The organism is Streptomyces sp. 840.1 (genome assembly GCF_003751445.1).
Lineage (GTDB): Bacteria > Actinomycetota > Actinomycetes > Streptomycetales > Streptomycetaceae > Streptomyces.
Genome location: NZ_RJUU01000001.1, coordinates 5,010,623 through 5,030,527, shown reverse-complemented (window position 1 = coordinate 5,030,527; position 19,905 = coordinate 5,010,623). Strand labels below are relative to the sequence as shown.

Annotated in this window: 14 protein-coding genes; 3 read left to right on the top strand and 11 right to left on the bottom strand. The window is 70.2% G+C overall.

Annotation, left to right across the window (positions count from 1 at the left end; all coding sequences use genetic code 11):
* Positions 1–40: 40 nt before the first annotated feature.
* The 4 genes from EDD93_RS22945 to EDD93_RS22930 form a co-directional block, all read right to left on the bottom strand.
* On the bottom strand, positions 41–1,816 hold the full coding sequence (locus tag EDD93_RS22945) for a DUF4153 domain-containing protein (RefSeq protein WP_185092408.1): 1,776 nt from the start codon (positions 1,814–1,816) through the stop codon (positions 41–43).
* Between the two features lie 195 nt (positions 1,817–2,011).
* Complete coding sequence (locus EDD93_RS22940; RefSeq protein ID WP_123527927.1) at positions 2,012–2,908, bottom strand: ADP-ribosylglycohydrolase family protein; 897 nt, start codon at positions 2,906–2,908, stop codon at positions 2,012–2,014.
* Positions 2,909–2,918: 10 nt separating this feature from the next.
* Entirely contained in the window at positions 2,919–3,578 is a 660-nt protein-coding gene (locus EDD93_RS22935; protein ID WP_123526942.1) for a histidine phosphatase family protein, read from the bottom strand.
* 117 nt (positions 3,579–3,695) lie between these two features.
* Complete coding sequence (locus EDD93_RS22930; RefSeq protein ID WP_123526941.1) at positions 3,696–4,301, bottom strand: YdbC family protein; 606 nt, start codon at positions 4,299–4,301, stop codon at positions 3,696–3,698.
* 229 nt (positions 4,302–4,530) lie between these two features.
* Here EDD93_RS22930 and EDD93_RS22925 point away from each other — a divergent pair, with 229 nt between their 5' ends.
* Positions 4,531–5,067, top strand: coding sequence for a TerD family protein (locus tag EDD93_RS22925; protein WP_123526940.1), 537 nt, complete (start codon positions 4,531–4,533; stop codon positions 5,065–5,067).
* A gap of 103 nt (positions 5,068–5,170) precedes the next feature.
* Here EDD93_RS22925 and EDD93_RS22920 read toward each other — a convergent pair whose 3' ends face one another.
* Complete coding sequence (locus EDD93_RS22920; RefSeq protein ID WP_123527926.1) at positions 5,171–8,077, bottom strand: vitamin B12-dependent ribonucleotide reductase; 2,907 nt, start codon at positions 8,075–8,077, stop codon at positions 5,171–5,173.
* 159 nt (positions 8,078–8,236) lie between these two features.
* Complete coding sequence (gene nrdR / locus EDD93_RS22915) at positions 8,237–8,749, bottom strand: transcriptional regulator NrdR (RefSeq protein WP_123526939.1); 513 nt, start codon at positions 8,747–8,749, stop codon at positions 8,237–8,239.
* A gap of 522 nt (positions 8,750–9,271) precedes the next feature.
* Between nrdR and lexA the strand changes: the two genes are divergently transcribed.
* A complete protein-coding gene (gene lexA / locus EDD93_RS22910; protein ID WP_123526938.1) occupies positions 9,272–10,066 on the top strand; it encodes a transcriptional repressor LexA in 795 nt (264 codons plus the stop codon).
* Positions 10,067–10,198: 132 nt separating this feature from the next.
* Here lexA and EDD93_RS22905 read toward each other — a convergent pair whose 3' ends face one another.
* From EDD93_RS22905 to EDD93_RS22885, 5 genes are all read right to left on the bottom strand, one after another.
* Positions 10,199–12,169: an ATP-dependent DNA helicase gene (locus EDD93_RS22905; RefSeq protein ID WP_123526937.1), complete on the bottom strand. Its 1,971-nt coding sequence runs from the start codon at positions 12,167–12,169 to the stop codon at positions 10,199–10,201.
* A 50-nt stretch (positions 12,170–12,219) separates the two neighbouring features.
* Positions 12,220–14,115 carry an IucA/IucC family siderophore biosynthesis protein gene (locus tag EDD93_RS22900; protein WP_123526936.1) on the bottom strand — a complete coding sequence of 632 codons (1,896 nt, stop codon included), beginning with the start codon at positions 14,113–14,115 and terminating at the stop codon, positions 12,220–12,222.
* Between the two features lie 60 nt (positions 14,116–14,175).
* Positions 14,176–14,874 carry a GNAT family N-acetyltransferase gene (locus EDD93_RS22895; RefSeq protein WP_123527925.1) on the bottom strand — a complete coding sequence of 233 codons (699 nt, stop codon included), beginning with the start codon at positions 14,872–14,874 and terminating at the stop codon, positions 14,176–14,178.
* A 65-nt stretch (positions 14,875–14,939) separates the two neighbouring features.
* The gene (locus EDD93_RS22890; RefSeq protein ID WP_123526935.1) at positions 14,940–16,832 is read right to left on the bottom strand and encodes an IucA/IucC family siderophore biosynthesis protein; all 1,893 of its coding nucleotides are present in this window, start codon (positions 16,830–16,832) and stop codon (positions 14,940–14,942) included.
* Positions 16,833–16,861: 29 nt separating this feature from the next.
* Positions 16,862–18,241 carry a diaminobutyrate--2-oxoglutarate transaminase family protein gene (locus EDD93_RS22885; RefSeq protein ID WP_123526934.1) on the bottom strand — a complete coding sequence of 460 codons (1,380 nt, stop codon included), beginning with the start codon at positions 18,239–18,241 and terminating at the stop codon, positions 16,862–16,864.
* Between the two features lie 371 nt (positions 18,242–18,612).
* Here EDD93_RS22885 and EDD93_RS22880 point away from each other — a divergent pair, with 371 nt between their 5' ends.
* Positions 18,613–19,839 carry a serine protease gene (locus EDD93_RS22880; RefSeq protein ID WP_185092407.1) on the top strand — a complete coding sequence of 409 codons (1,227 nt, stop codon included), beginning with the start codon at positions 18,613–18,615 and terminating at the stop codon, positions 19,837–19,839.
* Positions 19,840–19,905 lie beyond the last annotated feature (66 nt).

Here is a 19,905-nt window from a genome sequence, read left to right as displayed (position 1 = left end):
CCCGTCAGCCCTTCAGCCGGTCGGCGGTCGGCCGGGCGGATCAGTAGGGGTCGTACGGATCGTACGAGTCATCGCCGCCGGGCCCGCCGGTGCCGTCGCCGCCCCGTTCGTTCCCCTGATCGCCCGACCCCAGCTCCTGGCAGTTGCGGACCCGCGCTCCTGGATCCCAGTCACCGAGGATGTCCCGGGCCCGCGCCTCGCCCCAGCTCGTCGCATACCAGGGGGCGTCCGAGCCTCGCAGCGTCCGCTGGATCTCGTCGAGGGCGCACGAACGCAGCGGCTCCGGCAACGTGTCCAGGGCCGGCACCGCGTCGGCGGAGAGACCGCGGAGGTACTGGATGTCGATCGAGTGGTCGTCGCGGTACCGCTGGACGTTCTGCTCGGCGATCAAACCGTCCGGCGAGGCCAGCCCGAAGGCCAGGACGCCGACGGCCGCACTCACCGCGACGCCACGCGGAAGCATCTTCGCGCCGAACACCCCGGCCGCCATGATCAGCAGGAGGACCACGCCGAGCCAGAGCTCCACCGCGGCCACGGAAATGCGCAGCCGGGTCAGACCGTAGGCATCGACGTACAGATCCAGGCGCCGGAGCGCGGAAGCGACGACGACGAGGGTGAGCAGGCACAACGTGCCGAGCACGGACCGCACGAGAGTACGGTCGCGGGCTCCGCCGCGCGGTGCCCAGCGCAGCGCGAGGGCGATGACGAGCAGTGTGAGAACGGTGGCCCAGAGCAGTTGCCAGAAGCCCTCACGGGCGTACTGGGCATAGCTGAGTCGGGTCTCGGCCATCACCTTGTCGTAGCCGCCGAGCAGCACGGTGAGCTGGATGGCGAGGAAGCCGGCGAAGAGCAGGTTCAGGACGATCAGCGGGAGCGCCCACTCCAGCCGTCCGCGTGCCGGGCCCGGGGGTACGGTCAGCGCGTCCCAGCGCACCGGCGCGGCGGCGGTGTAGGCGGCCGCGAGGGCGCCCACGAGCCCGATCACGCCGAGGAACAGCCGCCACGGGCCCTCGCCCAGGGACACATCGGGGATCAGGCTGCCCAGGACGTCGGCGAACGCGGCATCGGCGCTCGCGAAGAGCGCCCCGAACACGATGAGCAGCACGACGGCGGCGACCGTGGAGCGGAACGCGACGCCCCAGCGCCCACGGGAGTCGGCCATCCGGTCGCGCACCCCGTGGGCTCCCCAGCCCAGCGATCCGGCGACCGAGGTGAGGAGTCCCAGCGACCCGAGGAAGATCCCGAGCCAGCCCCGGCTGCCGTGCAGTGCGAGCGAACCCACCGCCACGGCGGACACGACGGCGAGGAAGACCGGCCAGCCGGCGTCGCGGAGGGCCGGAACGGCGAGGAGCGAGAGGCCGCCGACGGCCCAGACGGCCGTCCACGGCCGCAGCCGGCGCCCGGCCGCCTGCGCGGCGAAGTACGCCGCGAGTGCCGCGGGTACCGCTACGAGGAACAGGTTCAGTCCGATGCCGTCACCGAGCAGCAGGGCGCCGAGCAGCGCCGTCGCCAGCACGGACCAGAGCGTGGCCGCCGGGATGACCCCGGGCGCGGCGGGGCGGATCTTCATGAGATCCGAGGACGGCTGCCGCCCGGCAGGTCCCCAGGGCGAGGGCGGCTGTCGCGGATGCGGCTGCCGCGCGTAGGCGGGCACCTTGGGCGGCTCGGGCACGGCGGCGCCCGGCGTACCGGACTGCTTGGACATCTGTACCCCGGCCGGGACCGGCTCGGGCGTTCTCGCCCCGGCCGTTCCGGGCGGATCCGCCGGTTCCGGCACGCGCGCGGGCCGGGACGACTCAGATCTGTGATCGGACATGGGACCCCTCCCCACCGAGGTCCGCCCGCGCGAGCCCTGGGCAGCGCGCGGCCCCCCGGCGTCTCTTTCGGTGCACGCCCGTCGTAATGATCACCGAGGGCGGCGTGGCCGAAAGAGTAACCCCCCGTCACCGTCGTCGGCCGAAGGGAGAAGCGCTGTGGCAGTACCGTGACAGTCGGGTGCGGCGCGCCGCTGCTACCGGGCCATCCAGTCGGGCAGGCGCTCCGTCTCAGCGGTCCAGTCCGCCGGTGGCGCACCGGCCGCGCCCGCCGCGACGACCCCGCCGACGATCGCGCAGGTCGTGTCCACGTCCCCGCCCGCCTGCGCGGTCACCCAGAAGGCCTGCTCGAAATCGCCGAGACTGCGGGCCGCGGACCAGAGGGCGAAGGGGACGGTGTCGTGCGCGCTGGTGCGACGGCCGTTGCCGAGGACCGCGGCGACCGTGCCGGCGTCGCTGTAGTCGAGCATGTCGCGGGCCCGGCGCAGTCCCGCGCCGACCGCGCTGCGCGGTACGAGCGCGATGACGCCGTCGAGGAGGTCGGCCGGCTTCGGCGGGCCGGCGGGCGACGCGGCGAGCGAGGCGGCCGCCGCCACGGCCATGGCGCCCACGACCGCTTCCCGGTGCTGGTGGGTCGGGTACGAGGAGATCTCGGCCTGGTGCGTGGCCTGCTCGGGGTCGTCCGCGTACCAGGCACCGAGCGGGGCGATCCGCATCGAGGAGCCGTTGCCCCAGGAGCCCTGGCCGTTGAACAGCGCGGAGGCCAGCTGACGCCAGTCCCCGCCCTCCCGGACCAGCCTGAGCAGCCGGTTCACGGCAGGACCGTAACCTCGGTCGAAATCGTGGTGCACCGCGAAGGACCTGGCGAGCGCGTCCTGATCGATACGGTCGTGCTCCGCGAGCACGGACACGACCGAACAGGCCATTTCCGTGTCGTCGGTCCACTGCCACGGCCCCGGGGGCAGGGAGCGGTCCTTCAGGAGCGGATAGTTGGCGGGCACAAAGAACTGTGAGCCCAGGGCGTCTCCCACGGAGAGGCCGCGCAGGCTGGCAAGGGCGCGTTCGAAGCGCTGGTCGGAAGCCGATTCGGTCATCGGTTCCACTCTATCCGGTGATGCCGTACGGCTCAGGGGTGCGCCAGCGCTCGAACGGCCGGTCAAGTGTGTAGCGCCCGTCCTTTCCCAGCACCAGCGTCCTGGATTCCCCGTTGCCCGGATTCGAGAGTGATTCGAATTCGGCCACGGACCAGTGGAACCAGCGCATGCAGAACAGCCGCATGGTCAGACCGTGCGTGACCAGCAGGACGTTCGGCGGGTGGTCGGGGGCCTCGAAACTCCGGTGCAGGCTCTCCAGGAAGGCTCCCACCCGGTCGTACACATCGGCCCCGGACTCGCCCTGCGCGAAGCGGTAGAAGAAGTGCCCGTAGGCATCCCGGTACGCCTTCTGCAGCCTGACGTCGTCCCGTTCCTGCCAGTTTCCCCAGTCCTGCTCGCGCAGCCGGGGCTCCTCGCGCACCCGCACGCGTTCGAGGTCGAGGCCGAAGGACCTGAACGTCTCGTGCGTCCGGCGGTAGGGCGAGACATACACGCTGACCTGCTCGCCGTCGAAGAGCCGGCGCAGCCGCGCCCCGGTCTCGCGCGCCTGCCGCAGCCCTGTCGAGGTCAGCCTCAGCGCATGGTCGGGCTCACGTTCGTACACCGTGTCATCGGCATTTCCCTCGGACTCGCCGTGGCGGACGAGGACAATGCGTTGCGGTCTTGCCATGTACCGACCCTAAGCGCTGTCCCCCGGTCGCCGCGTTCGAGCGATTGGCCGGAAACCGGTCTTCCAGTGACTGCCGTCGCGCCGAACGGAAACAGCCGGGCCGGGTGCCGGGTCCGTTCACACCGTCCACGACGGTTCGAGCTGCACGACGTCACCGGAGAGCGCCGCGACATCGTCCTCGGTCTGCGCACGCTGCGCGAGCCGGTCGACACTCCCCGCACGGTACTTGCCGCGTTCGGCGCTCGACTGCCACATGGAGAGCACCAGGAATTCGTGGCCCGGCGCCTCTCCGAAGACGCCTCGCAGCATCCCGGGCGATCCGGCCATCGCCGGATTCCACACCCGCTGCTGCATCAGCGCGAAGTGCTCGACCCGGTCCTCGTGCACCTTGCTGTGCGCCACCCTGACCACGTCCGCGTCGGTGAACCCGGGTTCGAAGCCGGTCTTCACGTCGAAGCGGTACTCGAAGAGCTTGACCTGTATGTCGTTGCACGTACCCGACTGCGCTGCGGCCAGGGCATCGTGCCCGCGTGCCATGAACGAGTCGTAGAAGACCCGGTTCTCCCAGAACGCGAAGACGTGCGCCACCTCCGGCCGGCCACGGCTCCAGCCACCGCCCTGCCCCCTGAACCCCGGCTCCCCCAGCAGCCCCGCCCATTTGCGCTGCCCCCGCTCGAAACCGCGACGGTCGACCACATTGCAGCGAATCCACTTGACCAGCACGGCCCAATCGTACGGGTGCCGGACGTGGCGTGGGTCACGCTCTCGCGGAGTGCGCCGGAACCGGCCGAGGCGCGGTCGGCCACAGGGGGTTGCGTACCGGGGTGCCCGGTTCCGGCGGTGGCCCGATTCCGCCGCCCCTGGCCAAGCCGGTTGGTTTCACCGACAGTTACGGAGATGATCTGGTGACAGAGCCGGGGCGACGGCCCGGCGGGCGAAGGAGGGAAGTCCGATGAGCACGCCCAACAAGGACATCGAGAAGGTGGAGGTGAGGGTCAAGTGGGACCCCAGCCCTCAGGGCGAATCCCCCAATGACCTCGACATCATCGCGGCGACCTACTCGACCGAGGAGCCGTTCGGCAGCCCCGCCTATCACGTCCACTTCGACAGCCGCGCGCCCGACGGCACGATCACGCTCGACCGGGACAGCCGGACCGGTCAGGGGCTGGGGTACGACGAGGTGATGACGCTGGAGCTGGACCGGCTCTCGGAGTCGTACACCCGGGTCATCGTGGGTGTGGCGATACAGCAGCGCGACGGCCACAAGACCTTCGGCGCCGTGGAGAACACCGCCGTACAGGTCCGCGAGGGCTACGACATCCTGTCCGAGAACGACTTCTCCTCGGTCGGCGGCGCGACCGCGGCCGTGGTCGCCGAGTTCGTCCGGGACACCACGGGGGCCTGGCAGTTCCACGACGCGGTACGGGGCTTCGACGGGGACGCCGACTCGTTCGCCGCGACGATGGGGAACCGCCCGTCCGGAGCGTAACCCTCCGGATACGGGCCGGGGCGGGAAGACCTCCGAAGAGATCCTCCCGCCCCGAGGCCGGCCGCTGTCCGCGGCTCAGCCGTCGTGCCTCATGCCGTCCGGATCAGCTGCAGCCGCTGGTCGAGCCGCAGCCCTCGCAGATGTAGCAGGATCCGGCGCGCTGCATCTTCGTACCGCAGGAGAAGCAGAGCGGGGCGTCGGCGCTGATGCCCAGCTGCATCTCGACGAGCTCCGCCGAGGTGTGCGCCGTCTTCGGAGCCGGGGTACCGGCCTCCTCCTGCACGGGGGCGACCGCCTTCAGCGGCTCCGGCCGCACGGGGGCGGACTGGGTCAGGCTGTCGATGTCCAGCTCGTCGTCCTCCAGCGAGGCCTCGTACGAACCGGTGTCGAGGTGGCGCTGGCGCTCGTCGGCCGAGTGGATGCCGAGCGCCGAGCGGGTCTCGAACGGCAGGAAGTCGAGCGCCAGGCGCCGGAAGATGTAGTCGACGATCGACTGCGCCATCCGCACGTCCGGGTCGTCCGTCATACCGGCCGGCTCGAAGCGCATGTTGGTGAACTTCGAGACGTACGTCTCCAGCGGGACGCCGTACTGCAGACCGACCGAGACGGCGATGGAGAAGGCGTCCATCATGCCCGCGAGGGTCGAACCCTGCTTGGACATCTTCAGGAAGACCTCACCGAGACCGTCGTCCGGGTAGGAGTTCGCCGTCATGTAACCCTCGGCGCCGCCCACCGTGAAGGAGGTGGTGATGCCGGGACGGCCCTTGGGCAGACGCTTGCGGACCGGGCGGTACTCGATGACCTTCTCGACCGCGGTACGGATGGTGTCCTCGGCCTTGGCGGTGACCGCCTCCTTCTCCTTCTCCTTGGTCTTCGCGGAGAGGGGCTGGCCGACCTTGCAGTTGTCGCGGTAGATCGCGAGCGCCTTGACGCCCAGCTTCCACGCCTCGAAGTAGACCTCTTCGACGTCCTCGACGGTGGCCGTCTCCGGCAGGTTCACCGTCTTGGAGAGCGCGCCGGAGATCCACGGCTGGATGGCCGCCATCATGCGCACGTGGCCCATCGCAGAGATGGAACGCTCGCCCATCGCGCAGTCGAAGACCTCGTAGTGCTCGGGCTTCAGGCCGGGCGCGTCGATCACGTTGCCGTTCTCGGCGATGTGGGCGACGACCGCCTCGATCTGCTCTTCCTGGTACCCCATGCGGCGCAGCGCCTGCGGCACGGTGCCGTTGACGATCTGCATCGAGCCGCCGCCGACCAGCTTCTTGAACTTGACCAGGGCGAGGTCGGGCTCGAGGCCGGTGGTGTCGCAGGACATCGCGAGACCGATGGTGCCGGTGGGCGCGATGACCGAGGCCTGCGCGTTACGGAAACCGTTCTTCGCGCCGAGGCGGATGACGTCCTGCCAGGCCTCCGTGGCGGCGGCCCAGATCTGGTTGTCGAGGTCGTCCGCGTGGACGGCCACCGCGTTGGCGTCGGCGTGCTGCTTCATGACGCGCTGGTGCGGCTCGGCGTTGCGGGCGTAGCCGTCGTACGGGCCGACGACCGCCGCCAGCTCCGCGGAGCGACGGTAGGAGGTGCCGGTCATCAGCGAGGTGATGGCGCCGGCGAGCGCGCGGCCGCCGTCGCTGTCGTAGGCGTGGCCGGTCGCCATCAGCAGGGCGCCGAGGTTGGCGTAGCCGATGCCCAGCTGACGGAACGCGCGGGTGTTCTCACCGATCTTCTCGGTCGGGAAGTCCGCGAAGCAGATGGAGATGTCCATCGCGGTGATGACCAGCTCGACGACCTTGGCGAAGCGCTCGGACTCGAAGGACTGGTTGCCCTTGCCGTCGTCCTTGAGGAACTTCATCAGGTTCAGCGAGGCGAGGTTGCACGAGGTGTTGTCCAGGTGCATGTACTCGCTGCACGGGTTCGAGCCGTTGATCCGGCCGGACTCGGGGCAGGTGTGCCACTGGTTGATCGTGTCGTCGTACTGGATGCCGGGGTCGGCACAGGCCCAGGCGGCCTCGGCCATCTTGCGGAAGAGGGACTTGGCCTCGACCTCTTCGATGACGTCACCGGTCATCCGGGCGCGCAGCCCGAACTTCCCGCCGGCCTCGACGGCCTTCATGAACTCGTCGTTCACGCGGACCGAGTTGTTGGCGTTCTGGTACTGGACCGACGTGATGTCGTCGCCGCCCAGGTCCATGTCGAAGCCCGCGTCACGCAGGGCGCGGATCTTCTCCTCCTCCTTCACCTTGGTCTCGATGAAGTTCTCGATGTCGGGGTGGTCGACGTCGAGGATGACCATCTTGGCCGCGCGGCGGGTGGCGCCACCGGACTTGATCGTTCCGGCGGAGGCGTCGGCGCCCCGCATGAAGGAGACCGGACCGGAGGCGTTGCCGCCGGAGGAGAGGAGCTCCTTGGAGGAGCGGATGCGGGAGAGGTTCAGGCCTGCGCCGGAACCGCCCTTGAAGATCATCCCCTCTTCCTTGTACCAGTCGAGGATCGACTCCATGGAGTCGTCGACGGCCAGGATGAAGCAGGCGGAGACCTGCTGCGGCTGGGGCGTGCCCACGTTGAACCAGACCGGCGAGTTGAAGCTGAAGATCTGGTGCAGGAGGGCGTACGCCAGCTCGTGCTCGAAGATCTCCGCGTCCGCCGGGGAGGTGAAGTAGTTGAAGTCCTCGCCGGCCTTCCGGTAGGTCTTCACGATCCGGTCGATGAGCTGTCGCAGACCGGTCTCGCGCTGCGGGGTGCCTACGGCCCCGCGGAAGTACTTGCTGGTGACGATGTTGACCGCGTTCACCGACCAGAAGTCGGGGAACTCGACGCCACGCTGCTCGAAGTTGATCGAGCCGTCGCGCCAGTTGGTCATGACGACGTCACGGCGCTCCCACGCCACCTCGTCGTACGGATGCACGCCGGGGGTGGTGTGAATGCGCTCGATACGCAGGCCCTGCTTGGTCGCAGTCGACTTGGCTCCCTTGTTGCGGGAACCTCGTGCCGGGCCGCTCGCCGTCTCTGTCATGCCGCCTCCCATATGTGGGCAAAAACGCCCTGAAGTGCCGAGAACTTCCCCGGGCACAGTGTGTGTCTGGTACTTCGGACGCCGCGCGGGGCATCCGGAGCAGGTCTGTGTGCCACCCGGCCGCCGGTCCGTGGACCGGCGGCGGCCGGCCTGCGCCGCTCAGTCGGCGGCGACGGCGGGAACGGGGACCTCGAGGGTCTCGCCGGTCCCGCATTCTTCTACCGGAGGCTGCCGCTCGCGGAGTTCCACGATGGCGGCCTCGAAGTCCTCGAGGCTGTTGAACGCCCGGTACACGGACGCGAACCGCAGGTACGCGACCAGGTCGAGCTCCTGCAGGGGGCCGAGAATGGCCAGGCCCACATCGTGCGTGGTCAGCTCGGCGCTGCCGGTGGCGCGCACCGCCTCCTCGACCCGCTGGCCGAGCTTGGCGAGGGCGTCCTCGGTGACCGGCCGCCCCTGGCAGGCCTTGCGCACGCCGGAGATGACCTTGGTGCGGCTGAAGGGCTCGGTGACTCCGCTGCGCTTGACCACCATGAGCGAGCAGGTCTCCACCGTCGTGAAACGGCGGGAGCAGTCGGGGCACTGGCGACGCCGGCGGATCGAGGTCCCGTCGTCGGTGGTGCGACTGTCGACGACCCGGCTGTCGGGGTGCCTGCAGAAGGGGCAGTGCATGGCTCCCAACCCTCCTTCACAGCACGACTGAATAGCCTCTTCAGGCCCGGTGACGGGCCCTCGAAGCGATCTCAAGCATAGGCGATGACCACACCCCCGATGGACGGGGACCACAACTTCTGGGCGGTCGCGACAATCCAACCACTAGATCTTGGGTTTGGCCGCGCATTCGGCCCTAGCGCGTGTCGCGCATCGCGGGTGGCCGGAAGGCAGCGTACGACCGAGCAAGAGGGTACGGGAAGCATGCGGCGCCGCCGATCGCGGGGCGGCGGCTTCCGGGGGTGCGCGGAGGGCCGGGCGCCGACCCCCGCGCGGTAGCTGCGAGGCAGCGCCCGCTACCGTAATAGTCCGAATTGCCGTTCGACCCGACAGCGGGCAGCGCACCTACCGGCTTCGCTCATACACCCAGTAACGAACACCCAGCGGACTTTTATTTGTTTTTCACTCGAACGTGTGTTTGGCGCAACCTTTCGAAAGCTACTACCGTTGTGCAGCTAGGGAGACCATTCGAGAGGGGCCGACGTGACCACCACCGCAGACAGTGCCATCATCACTGCCCAGGACCGCTCCCAGAGCCGACTCGAGCCGGTGCATGCCATGAATGACTCAGTCACGAACGCGGAGGGGCCCGAGCCGGCGCGCCCAGCGCGCTCGCTTCCCGGGCGTCCTCCTGGAATCCGGGCGGACAGCTCGGGGCTCACGGACCGGCAGCGGCGAGTGATCGAGGTCATCCGGGACTCCGTGCAGCGACGGGGATATCCCCCGTCCATGCGGGAGATCGGTCAGGCGGTGGGCCTTTCCAGTACGTCCTCCGTCGCGCACCAGCTGATGGCTCTGGAACGCAAGGGCTTCCTGCGCCGCGACCCCCACCGCCCCCGGGCGTACGAGGTGCGCGGTTCGGACCAGCCCAGCACGCAGCCCACGGACACCACAGGGAAGCCTGCGGCCTCGTATGTGCCGCTGGTCGGCCGGATCGCGGCCGGTGGCCCGATTCTCGCCGAGGAATCCGTGGAGGACGTCTTTCCGCTCCCCCGCCAGCTGGTCGGTGACGGAGAGCTCTTCGTCCTCAAGGTCGTCGGTGACTCGATGATCGAAGCGGCGATCTGCGACGGGGACTGGGTCACCGTCCGGCGCCAGCCCGTCGCGGAGAACGGCGACATCGTGGCGGCGATGCTGGAGGGCGAGGCCACGGTCAAGCGCTTCAAGCGGGAGGACGGTCATGTCTGGCTGCTCCCTCACAACTCCGCGTACCAGCCGATTCCCGGCGACGAGGCGACCATCCTCGGCAAGGTCGTGGCGGTGCTGCGGCGGGTGTGACGCCTCCACCGCACCAATGGATGGGAGCTCACGGATGGGGCTCGGAGACCGGTACAGCCGGTCTCCGAGCCCCATCCGTACGTCCCGGGGGTGTACCCGTACGTCCGGGGCTCGGACGGGTACCGTGCGGGGCTACTTCTCCTCGGCCTTCGCGGCGGCGTCGATCGCCGCCAGCGAGCGACGCGTCTGATTGCGGTCGGTCGTATACCAGAAGTCGGGGAGCGAGGCGCGCAGATAGCTTCCGTACCGCGCGTTGGCGAGACGCGGATCGAGGACCGCGACGACGCCCTTGTCTCCCGTGGCACGGACGAGCCGGCCGGCGCCTTGTGCCATCAGCAGTGCGGCATGTGTCGCCGCGACCGCCATGAAGCCGTTGCCCCCCGCTTCCTCGACCGCCTTCTGGCGTGCGCTCATCAGCGGGTCGTCCGGGCGCGGGAAGGGAATGCGGTCCATGACCACCAGCTGACAGCTCGCGCCCGGAACGTCCACCCCCTGCCAGAGCGAGAGCGTGCCGAAGAGACAGGTCTCCGGGGAGGCCGCGAAATTCTTGATCAGCTCCCCCAGCGTCTCCTCGCCCTGGAGCAGGATCGGCCTGTCCAGCCGGCCCCGCAGCTCCTCGGCCGCCGCCTGGGCGGCCCGCATGGAGGAGAACAGCCCGAGCGTCCGGCCGCCCGCGGCCTCCACCAGCTCGGCCAGCTCGTCCAGCATGTCGGTGCGGGAGCCCTCCCGGCCGGGCGTCGCCAGATGCCGGGCGACGTACAGGATCCCCTGCTTGGGGTAGTCGAAGGGCGAGCCGACGTCGAGCCCCTTCCACTGCGGGATGTCGTCACCGGCGGTGCCCTCGGGGGCGAGCCCGAGTGACGCGCCGACCCCGTTGAAATCGCCGCCCAGCTTCAGCGTGGCCGACGTGAGGACGACGGAACGGTCCGCGAAGAGCTTCTCGCGCAGTAGTCCGGAGACGGAGAGCGGGGCGACCCGTACGGAGGCACCGAAGCGGTCATGGCGCTCGTACCAGACGACGTCGTACTCGGACCCCTGGGTGATGCGCTCGGCCACGCCGTGGATGGTCTCCACCGAGGCCAGTGCCTGCTTGCGCACGGCGTCCTCGTCCTGGACGGACTTGTCCCGGGTGGAGCCCAGGGCGGAGATCACCGTGCGCGCGGCGTCGCGCAGGGCCATCAGCGCGTACCCCAGATCCTCCGGCACCTCCTCCAGACGGCCGGGAAGCGCCAGCTCCATCACGCGCTCGAAACCCTCCGACGCGCTCTGCAGCGCGTCTGCGGCCTTCTCGTTGACCAGCTTCGCGGCGCGCCGCACCGCGCGGCCGACCTGGCCGGGGGTGAGCTCGCCGGTGGCCACACCGGTGACCCTGGAGACCAGCTCGTGGGCCTCGTCGACGATCAGCACCTCGTGCTGCGGGAGCACCGGAGCGCCCTCGATGGCGTCGATGGCGAGGAGCGCGTGATTGGTGACCACCACATCGGCGAGCTTCGCCCGCTCACGGGCCTGCTCCGCGAAGCACTCCGCCCCGTACGCGCACTTGGTGGCGCCCAGACACTCGCGCGAGGACACGGAGATCTGCGCCCAGGCCCGGTCGGAGACCCCCGGCGTCAGGTCGTCACGGTCGCCGGTCTCCGTCTCGTCCGACCAGTCCCGCATCCGCAGGAGGTCCTGGCCGAGCTTGCTCGACGGTGCCGCGGCCTCGAACTGGTCGAAGAGGCCCTCCTCCTCGTCCTGCGGCACCCCTTCGTGGAGGCGGTGCAGACAGAGGTAGTTCGACCGGCCCTTGAGCATCGCGAACTGGGGGCGGCGGCGCAGCAGCGGATGCAGGGCGTCGACCGTACGCGGCAGGTCCCGCTCCACCAGCTGGCGCTGGAGGGCCAGGGTCGCCGTGGCCACCACGACACGCTCGCCGTGCGCCAGAGCGGGCACCAGGTAGCCCAGCGACTTGCCGGTGCCGGTGCCAGCCTGGACGAGCAGGTGGGATCGGTCGTCCACGGCCGTGGCGACGGCGTCGGCCATGGCGGCCTGACCAGGTCGCTCCGTACCGCCGACGGCGGTCACGGCGGCGTGCAGGAGCTCGGGGAGGGATGGCTTCGTCATAGCCCGACCAGCCTACGGGGCGCCACTGACAGCGGCGGTCACTCCCGGCCTCACGCGGAGGGGTGGAGCGGGTTGGCCACGGTGCCGTGGATCGCCGCGTGCGGTCGCTCGGGCCGGTCCCGGTATCCGTCCTGATGCAGGCGGTTGCGGTTCAGACAGAGGCGTTCGATGCGCGGCGTCAGCATGTCGAACATCTCGAACCTCTCCTTCAGCTCGGGAAAGCGGGCGTGGTGGCGCAGGATCTCCGCCCGGACGAGTGACCAGAATTCGGTCTCCGGGACGCCCAGCTGCTCCTCGCAGAGCGGAGAGAGGAACCGGAAGACTCCGGTGAACAGCCCGGAGTGGATGAACTGGGTGAGGAAGCCGGGCTCCTCGGTCAGCAGGACACGGCGCACGTCGTCCGGCATGCTGTCGTGCTCGGGCAGCGGTCTGGCACTGATGTTCACGTCGTCCACGAAGTCCTTGATCGCCAGCCGGACAGGGACGTCCTGGCCGTCGAAGACGACGATGGCGTTCTCGCCGTGCGGCGAGAAAACGGTGCCGTAGCGGTAGAGGAAGTGCAGCAGCGGCGGGAGCAGCGCCGCGAACAGCCGGCTCAGCCACGCGGTGGGGGTCAGCCCCGACCGGGCGACCAGCTCGGCGGTGAAGGCGCGGCCCTGCGGGTCGGTGAGCAGCAGCGAGGCGAGGGTGCGGGCGCGCTCGCCGGGCGCCAGCCGCGGGAGGAGCGGTTCGCGCCAGATCGCGCCGAGGATCTCCTTGAACTGGTACGGAGTCTCGGGGAGGTGGTCGTACAGCGGGTGCTCGACCGTGACCGACGCCACCTCTCCCAGCAGGATGACGCCGCAGGTGTCACGCAGGAAGGGGTCGTTGTCGCGCAGTCCCTGGACCCAGCCGGTGACGGCGGGGGCGGCGAGGGTGCGTTCGGTCGGGAGTCCGCGCCAGACCAGTGTGTTGAGGATCGACAGCGGCAGCTTGACGGTGTGGCGGTCGGGCCGTTCCAGGTTGGCGAAGGTACGGATGGACTGCTGGGGCAGCCGCAGGTCCGGGTCGGCGTGCAGGGGGACGATGTCGCCCGCGGCGATGGCCGGGGCGAACAGCGGCACGATCCATTCGTCCCACTGCCAGGGATGGACGGGCAGACAGTAGTAGTCGTCGGGGGCGAGGCCCCGGGTGCGCAGGGCCGCCGCGAAGGACTCGCGGACCGCCGGGTCGAGCTCCGTGGCGTAGAGCTGCTCGGCGGTGGCGAGGGAGTTCACGCCCCGGTAGGCGGCGATCCGGGAGGAGACCGCGATCCACGGCAGCCTGACCGGCTTGCGAGCCTCGGGAGTGAAGAGGGACGCGTCGGTGGCGGAGAATCCGAGGCGCCCTTTGTTCGCGACGATCCAGGGGTGGCCGGTCTGGTGTCCTTCGAGTTCGGCGTAGTCGAGGCCGGCCAGTTCAAAGACGGTGAGCGCGCTGTGATCGAGGCGGGCGTCGGCGGTGAGCGTGGTGGTGAGCTCGCGGACCAGGTGCCCGAGCGTGGCGCCGTCGATCCCGAGCAGTCGCCGGGCGCGGGCGAGGAAGAGCAGCGGGTCGCGGAAGGGGTTGCCGAGGGGGGCTTCTGTCGCGGCGGGCGCTGGATGAGCGGCGGGGGGTTCACCGAGGGCGTGCGCCTCGGTCTCGGCGGTGCTCACCTCGCGGATCGAGTCGGGGGCGACCCGCCAGCTGCCGTAGACCCCGCGGCCGGCGGTGAAGACCAGGCTGCCGCCGTCGTCCAGCACGAGGGTGTACGTATCGCCCCCGGCGGTCCGCGCGACCGGCTCGATGACTTCTTCGTAGGCGAATTCGCCGAGCATCTTCGCAAGCATCCGGGCGGCGGCTCGGTCCCACACCGCCCGGTTCAGTTCTGGAGTGCTGAGCAGCGCGGGCGACTCCGCTGAATCATGGCTCGCGGGATATGTGGGCACGGGGACTCCTCGGGATGGAACCGATGGGCTTCGAGCGGTGGAGACAAGGCGGCAGTTGGTTCACAGCAGGGCACGGTGGGCTCGGTCGCGGATCATCAACGCGGCCCGCTTCTGGGGGAGTTCCACCTCCGCGGAGAAGCGGAATCCGGCGTTGAGGAAGGCGGAGACGGAAGGGGTGTTACGAAGGTCCGGTTCGGCGACGACTCGCGTGCACAGCGGGCGGTTGTCGAGTACGAGGTCGCAGGCGGCCCGGAGCAGCGTGGCGCCGACTCCGCGTCCTCGGTCGTCGGCTTCACCGAGGAGGAGATGGATTCCGGTGTCGTGCGGGCGGGCCGGATAGTGACGGGCCAACGGGTCGAGGTCGGCGCGGTAGATCTCCCAGTAGCTCATGGGGACGCCTGACAGCACCCCCAGACAGGGGAGGCTGCGTCCGTCGCCGTCGAGCTGGGACCTCAGGTGGTCCGCCGTGACGGTTTCGGCTCCGGCGAGTTCCCAGAAGGCCGCGACGGCAGGGTCGTTCATCCAGCGGCTGATCACCGCGAGGTCGCGCTCCAGTCGCACGGGGACGAGCTGGAACAGACCGGCCGCCGTGGTGGCGGGTCCCCATCCGGCCGTGGTGCGGGGCGCGCCGGATATCTCCCGCGCCAGGAAGGCGTGGAGTTCATCGGTGAGCTGTGGATCCCGGGTTTTCCCGGCACCCGTACCGGCCCTGGGGGCTGGGCCGGTACCGGGTTCGGCGTGCGCATCGGCGGGAGGCACGGTGGTGCTCTCCTCTCTCAGCAATTCGGACGACGAGGTTCCTTCGGGCACCCGGCGGGGTTCCTTCAGCCTCGGAGGGGGTTGGCGACGGTGACGTAGACGGACTGGGTGTCGACGGGACCGACGAGTTCGTCGAGGCCGTGCAGCCTGGTCAGCATGTTGGCCTTGCAGCGCAGCCGCGGTGTCTCCAGCAGATGTGCGGGAAGCGGGGAGCCCAGCCCGGTTGCCGCTGCCAGGAACCGGCGGAAGGCGGCGAGGAGCATCTGTTCGTCCGCGAGCTGCTGGGCACCGAACGCTCCGATCAGTCCGAACACGTTGTTGATACCGAGGTAGTACGCGAAGCGCTCGTCGGTGACGGGGTCGGAGACGAAGGTGTCGCTGACCGATCCGATGCCGGGGAGCCGGCGCTCAAGGGCCGCGCGGTGCGACTCACGGAAGTAGTAGCCCTGATTGTCGCGGTAGCGGCCACCGACCGGCCAGCCTTCGGCGTCGAGTACCACCAGGGTGTTCTGCTGATGGGCTTCGAGTGCGACCCCTGCGTGCGCGTCGAGCCAGAGCACCGGCCGGACAACGCGGTCGAGGTAGCGCAGGAACCACTCGGCGGCGACGGCGGTCGTGGTCCGTCCGGTGGCGGCGGCGAGGCGGCAGACGATGTCCGCGAGGCGTGAGTGCATGCCCGCCCGGTCCGGCCAGGGGCGCGGCGCGGTGAGTCCGGCGACGCAGACCGCGTCGTCGTGCCGGCCGAACGGGTTGTGGCGCAGCATGACGTCGAAGCCGTGGACGGGCTCGCCGTCCGGGGAGTCGACCGCGAGCCATGCCGGGTCCCGGACGATGTCGAAGCCGGGGTGGGCCAGGTGCAACTGGGTGGCGAGCCCGCTGCGCAGCAGACGGTGGACCTCCACCCCCCGGTGGAGTTCCTTGCGGAGGTTCTCACGGCGGGAGTTGGTGATGCGCAGGCCGAGGGAGAGTTTCAGCATGGTGTCGACGCCGGGCCGCTGCACGGTGCGCACCGAGGAGGTGGGGTGCCAGCGCTCTCCGTACGGACCCAGGTCGTGCACGAGTCCGGCGTCGAGGAGGGCGGCGACCTCGGGCCGGTTCGCCAGCTCCCTGGCCTGCCAGGGGTGCAGTGGGATCGGCGCGGTGTGCTCGGGGAATCGCAGCCCCTTGGCGTGCCGGGCCACGAGTTCCGTCGCCGGTACCGGACGGCCCTGGTCGGTCCATGCGGAGTCCGCTGCCAGTACGGACCGGTCGACGGCCATCCAGTGGAGGGGGAAGGAGCCGTGCAACTCGGGTGAGTAGAGGCGTGCTTCGGAGTCGGAGAGGCCTTCGCGGCTCTTGGGAGAGGGGTGCAGCGGGTGCCCCAGGAGCAGTGACTGCTCCGCGCCGAGGAAGAGGTCGGCCTCGGCGGGTGCCGTTGGACGGCGGCGTCGTGTCTCGATGAACACGGCGGTTCGCCGTACCGAGTCGGCCACCCGGCCCACCATGTCCGCGCCCTCGTTGTGGTCGGCCTCGCGGCCGAGGAGTGCGGCGACGGTGACGGCGTCGGCTGTGGGCGCCGCGTCGGGGGCCTGCGCCAGGACGGGTGCGCCGAAGCGGTGCCAGCCCGTGGCGGACCAGTGGCGGACGGGGACGAGGAGGGCGGTGCCGCTTGCGGGCAGCGGGATGCGGAGGGTCTCCCCGTCGGGGCGGGGCAGGTCGCATTCGCGGACCCAGCAGCGCAGCAGGTTCTCGATGCCGGCGGCGTCCGCTGCCTGGAGCGGGTCCGGGTGGTCCAGGGGGTCGGCGGCCGGTGCCGGGCAGGCGGGCGTTGCCCTGGAGGCGTGCCAGTGACCGTGCGGCTTCTCCATCTGGCGCGGCACGGTGGGCGGCTCGACGGCGAGGTGACCGGCTGTTGCGGTCTCTCCTCGGTGGTGGGCGGAGGGAGGGCCGTCGGCCTCGGGCGCGGGGGTGGGGTTCACGGCGGTCTTTCCTGTGATGGTGTCCGGGGTCAGCGGATCGACCCGGTCGGGGTCCGTCGGTGCGGTGAGCGCTCCGCTGCTGCCATGGCATCGGCGAGGCGGTCGACGACCGCGGTTGCCTGTTCGTCGGTGAGCGTGAGAGGAGGTAGCAGACGCACGACCGTGGAGTGACGGCCGCCCAGTTCGACGATGAGGCCTCGTCGCAGGCACTCCTGCTGTACGGCGAGGGCGAGTAGGGGGTCGGGCGGGGCCTCGCTCCCTCCGTCCACCGGGGCGGCCTCGGGGTCGACGAGCTCCACACCGATCATCAGGCCCCGGCCCCGGACGTCGCCGATGCACGGGTGGTGCGAGGCGAGTGCGCGCAGGGAGGCCAGCATCCTGGCGCCGAGGGTCGCGGCCCGTTCGGCCAGCCGGTTCTCCCGGACGTGGGCGAGGGTGGCCGTGCCCGCCGCCATGGCGAGCTGGTTGCCCCGGAAGGTCCCCGCGTGGGCGCCGGGCTTCCAGGTGTCCAGTTCGGAGCGGTAGACGATGACGGCGAGCGGGAGGGAGCCGCCGATGGCCTTGGACAGCACCATCACATCGGGAACGACCCCGCTGTGTTCGACGGCCCAGAAGGCACCGGTCCTGCCGACGCCGGTCTGGACCTCATCAGCGATCAGGGGGATGGACCGTGCCTCGGTGATGTCCCGCATCCGGCGCAGCCAGCCGTCCGGGGCGGGGTTGACGCCGCCCTCCCCCTGTACGGGTTCGAGGATCATTCCGGCCGGCGCTGGTGTTCCGCTCTTGGGGTCGTCCAGCACCGTCTCGGTCCACCGTGCCGCGATCCGTGCGCCGCGCTCGCCGCCGATCCCGAAGGGGCAGCGGTAGTCCTGCGGGAACGGGAGGCGGGTCACCCGAACGTCCTCGGCGCCACCGGACGCCGCGAGCGCACCCGCCGTCATGCCGTGGTACGCGCCGGTGAAGGCGAGCAGACCGCTGCGACCGGTGGCGGCGCGGACCAGTTTGAACGCCGCCTCCACGGCGTCCGTACCGGCCGGCCCGCAGAACTGGATCCGCGCGTTGTCCGCGAACTCACGCGGCAGCGTGGCGAACAGCTCCGTGGTGAACGCGTCCTTGACCGGGGTGGCCAGGTCGAGCACATGCAGGGGTGCGCCCGAATCCAGGACCTTCTTGATCGCCTCCAGGACGACCGGGTGGTTGTGCCCGAGGGCCAACGTCCCGGCTCCGGAAAGGCAGTCGAGGTAGCGTCGGCCGTCAGCGCCCTCGATGGTCAGCCCGCGGGCACGTACCGGGACGATCGGCAGCGACCTGGCGTAGGTGCGGGCGGCCGATTCGCGCATTGCCTGGCGGCGCAGGATTCCCTCGTACGCCGCGGGCGGTGCCGCCGGAGCTGGTTCGGTCACGGCCACGGCTCTTGATCCTCCCGCTGTAACAGTTGCGTTGCACGTCAGCACGATTGCGCAGGGACGGGCTGCGGGGGTGAACTCTGTCCCTGTGTCCCCCGTACGTACCAACGACGCCGGACACGGAGGATCACGGGCAAGTCCGAAGATCCTTGCGGAGCGGAACCATGCCCCTGCCGTACACCGTCAACACCGGCACCGGCATAGTGGGGGCCGCGCCGAGCCTCCGGGACAGCTCCCCGGCGGCCGCGGCGCCTCCGACGCAGTCCCGGAGCGCCATCCGGGCAGTGAACCGGTGTGCCGTGACGAAGTGCGGTGCGCCGTGCGGAAGTGCAGTACAGAAGCGTTGAGTTACGAAGTCCCAGGGGGATCACCAGATGCGACTCATTCGACCAGCAGCCACCGCACGCCGTGGGGGGCGCGCCCGCCGCCCCTCTCCCGTGCTCGCGACGGCGGCGGTCGCCGCCGTCCTCGCACTCACCGCGACCGCCTGCGGGCCGGACGACGACGGTGCGAGCGCCGAGCCGAGCGGCAGCTCCGCCGGACAGACGTCGGACAACAAGATCACCGTCCCGGACGATGTGAAGGACCGGCTCAAGGAGCACGGGATCGACCTCGACCAGTGGAAGAACGGCGACTGGAAGAACTGGGACAAGGACAAGTGGCTCCGTGAGGCCAAGGACTTCGTCAATCCGATCATCGCGGGCCTCTGGGACCCGGACCGGATGCGGGACGCCGACAAGTCGCCCGAGAAGCCCGTCGACAACGACATCTCCGGTGACGAGGGAGTGACCGACCCGACCCCGGCGCCGGTCCGGGCCGTGGGCGTGAAGACGCCGTTCCACGCCAACGCCGCCGAGTCCGGGAAGCTGTTCTTCGACGGCCCCGAGGGCTCCATGGTCTGTTCGGCGACCGTGGTGAAGGACCCGGCACACCCCGGCAAGTCCAACATGGTGTGGACCGCCGGCCACTGTGTCCACGCCGGCAAGAAGGGCGGCTGGTACCGCAACATCGCCTTCGTGCCGTCCTACAACGACAGCGGCCTGTCCGCGGACGAGCTCCGCAACAACCCGCCCAAGGAGAAGGTCGCCCCGTACGGCGTGTGGTGGGGCGCGTGGGCGCAGACTTCCGACCAGTGGATCGACCAGGGTGCCTCGGTCGGCGGGCTGGGCGCTCCGTACGACTTCGCGGTGCTGCACGTGACGCCGGAGAAGGGCTCGGACGGAAAGTCCCTCGAGGAGACGGTCGGTTCGGCGCTGCCGGTCGACTTCAACGCCCCGGCCGTGCCGAAGATCGCCGACATGACGGCCACCGGCTTCCCCGCCGCCCCGCCGTACGACGGCCAGCAGCTGTTCCAGTGCAAGGACAAGCCGGGCCGGCTCTCGCTCACCAAGGACGACCCGACGATGTACCGCATCGGCTGCTCCATGACCGGCGGTTCCTCCGGTGGCGGTTGGGTCGCCGCGGGCCAGGACGGCAAGCCCGCACTGGTCTCGAACACCTCCATCGGCCCGGTGACGGCCGGCTGGCTGGCCGGACCGCGCCTCGGCAAGGAGGCCAAGGGCGTCTACGACTCGGTCAGCAAGAAGTACGCGGGACAGTGACGTACGCGGGTCGGTAGCGAGGGGGCCGTCCCCCGCACAGGCGCGGGTGACGGCCCCCTCGCAACG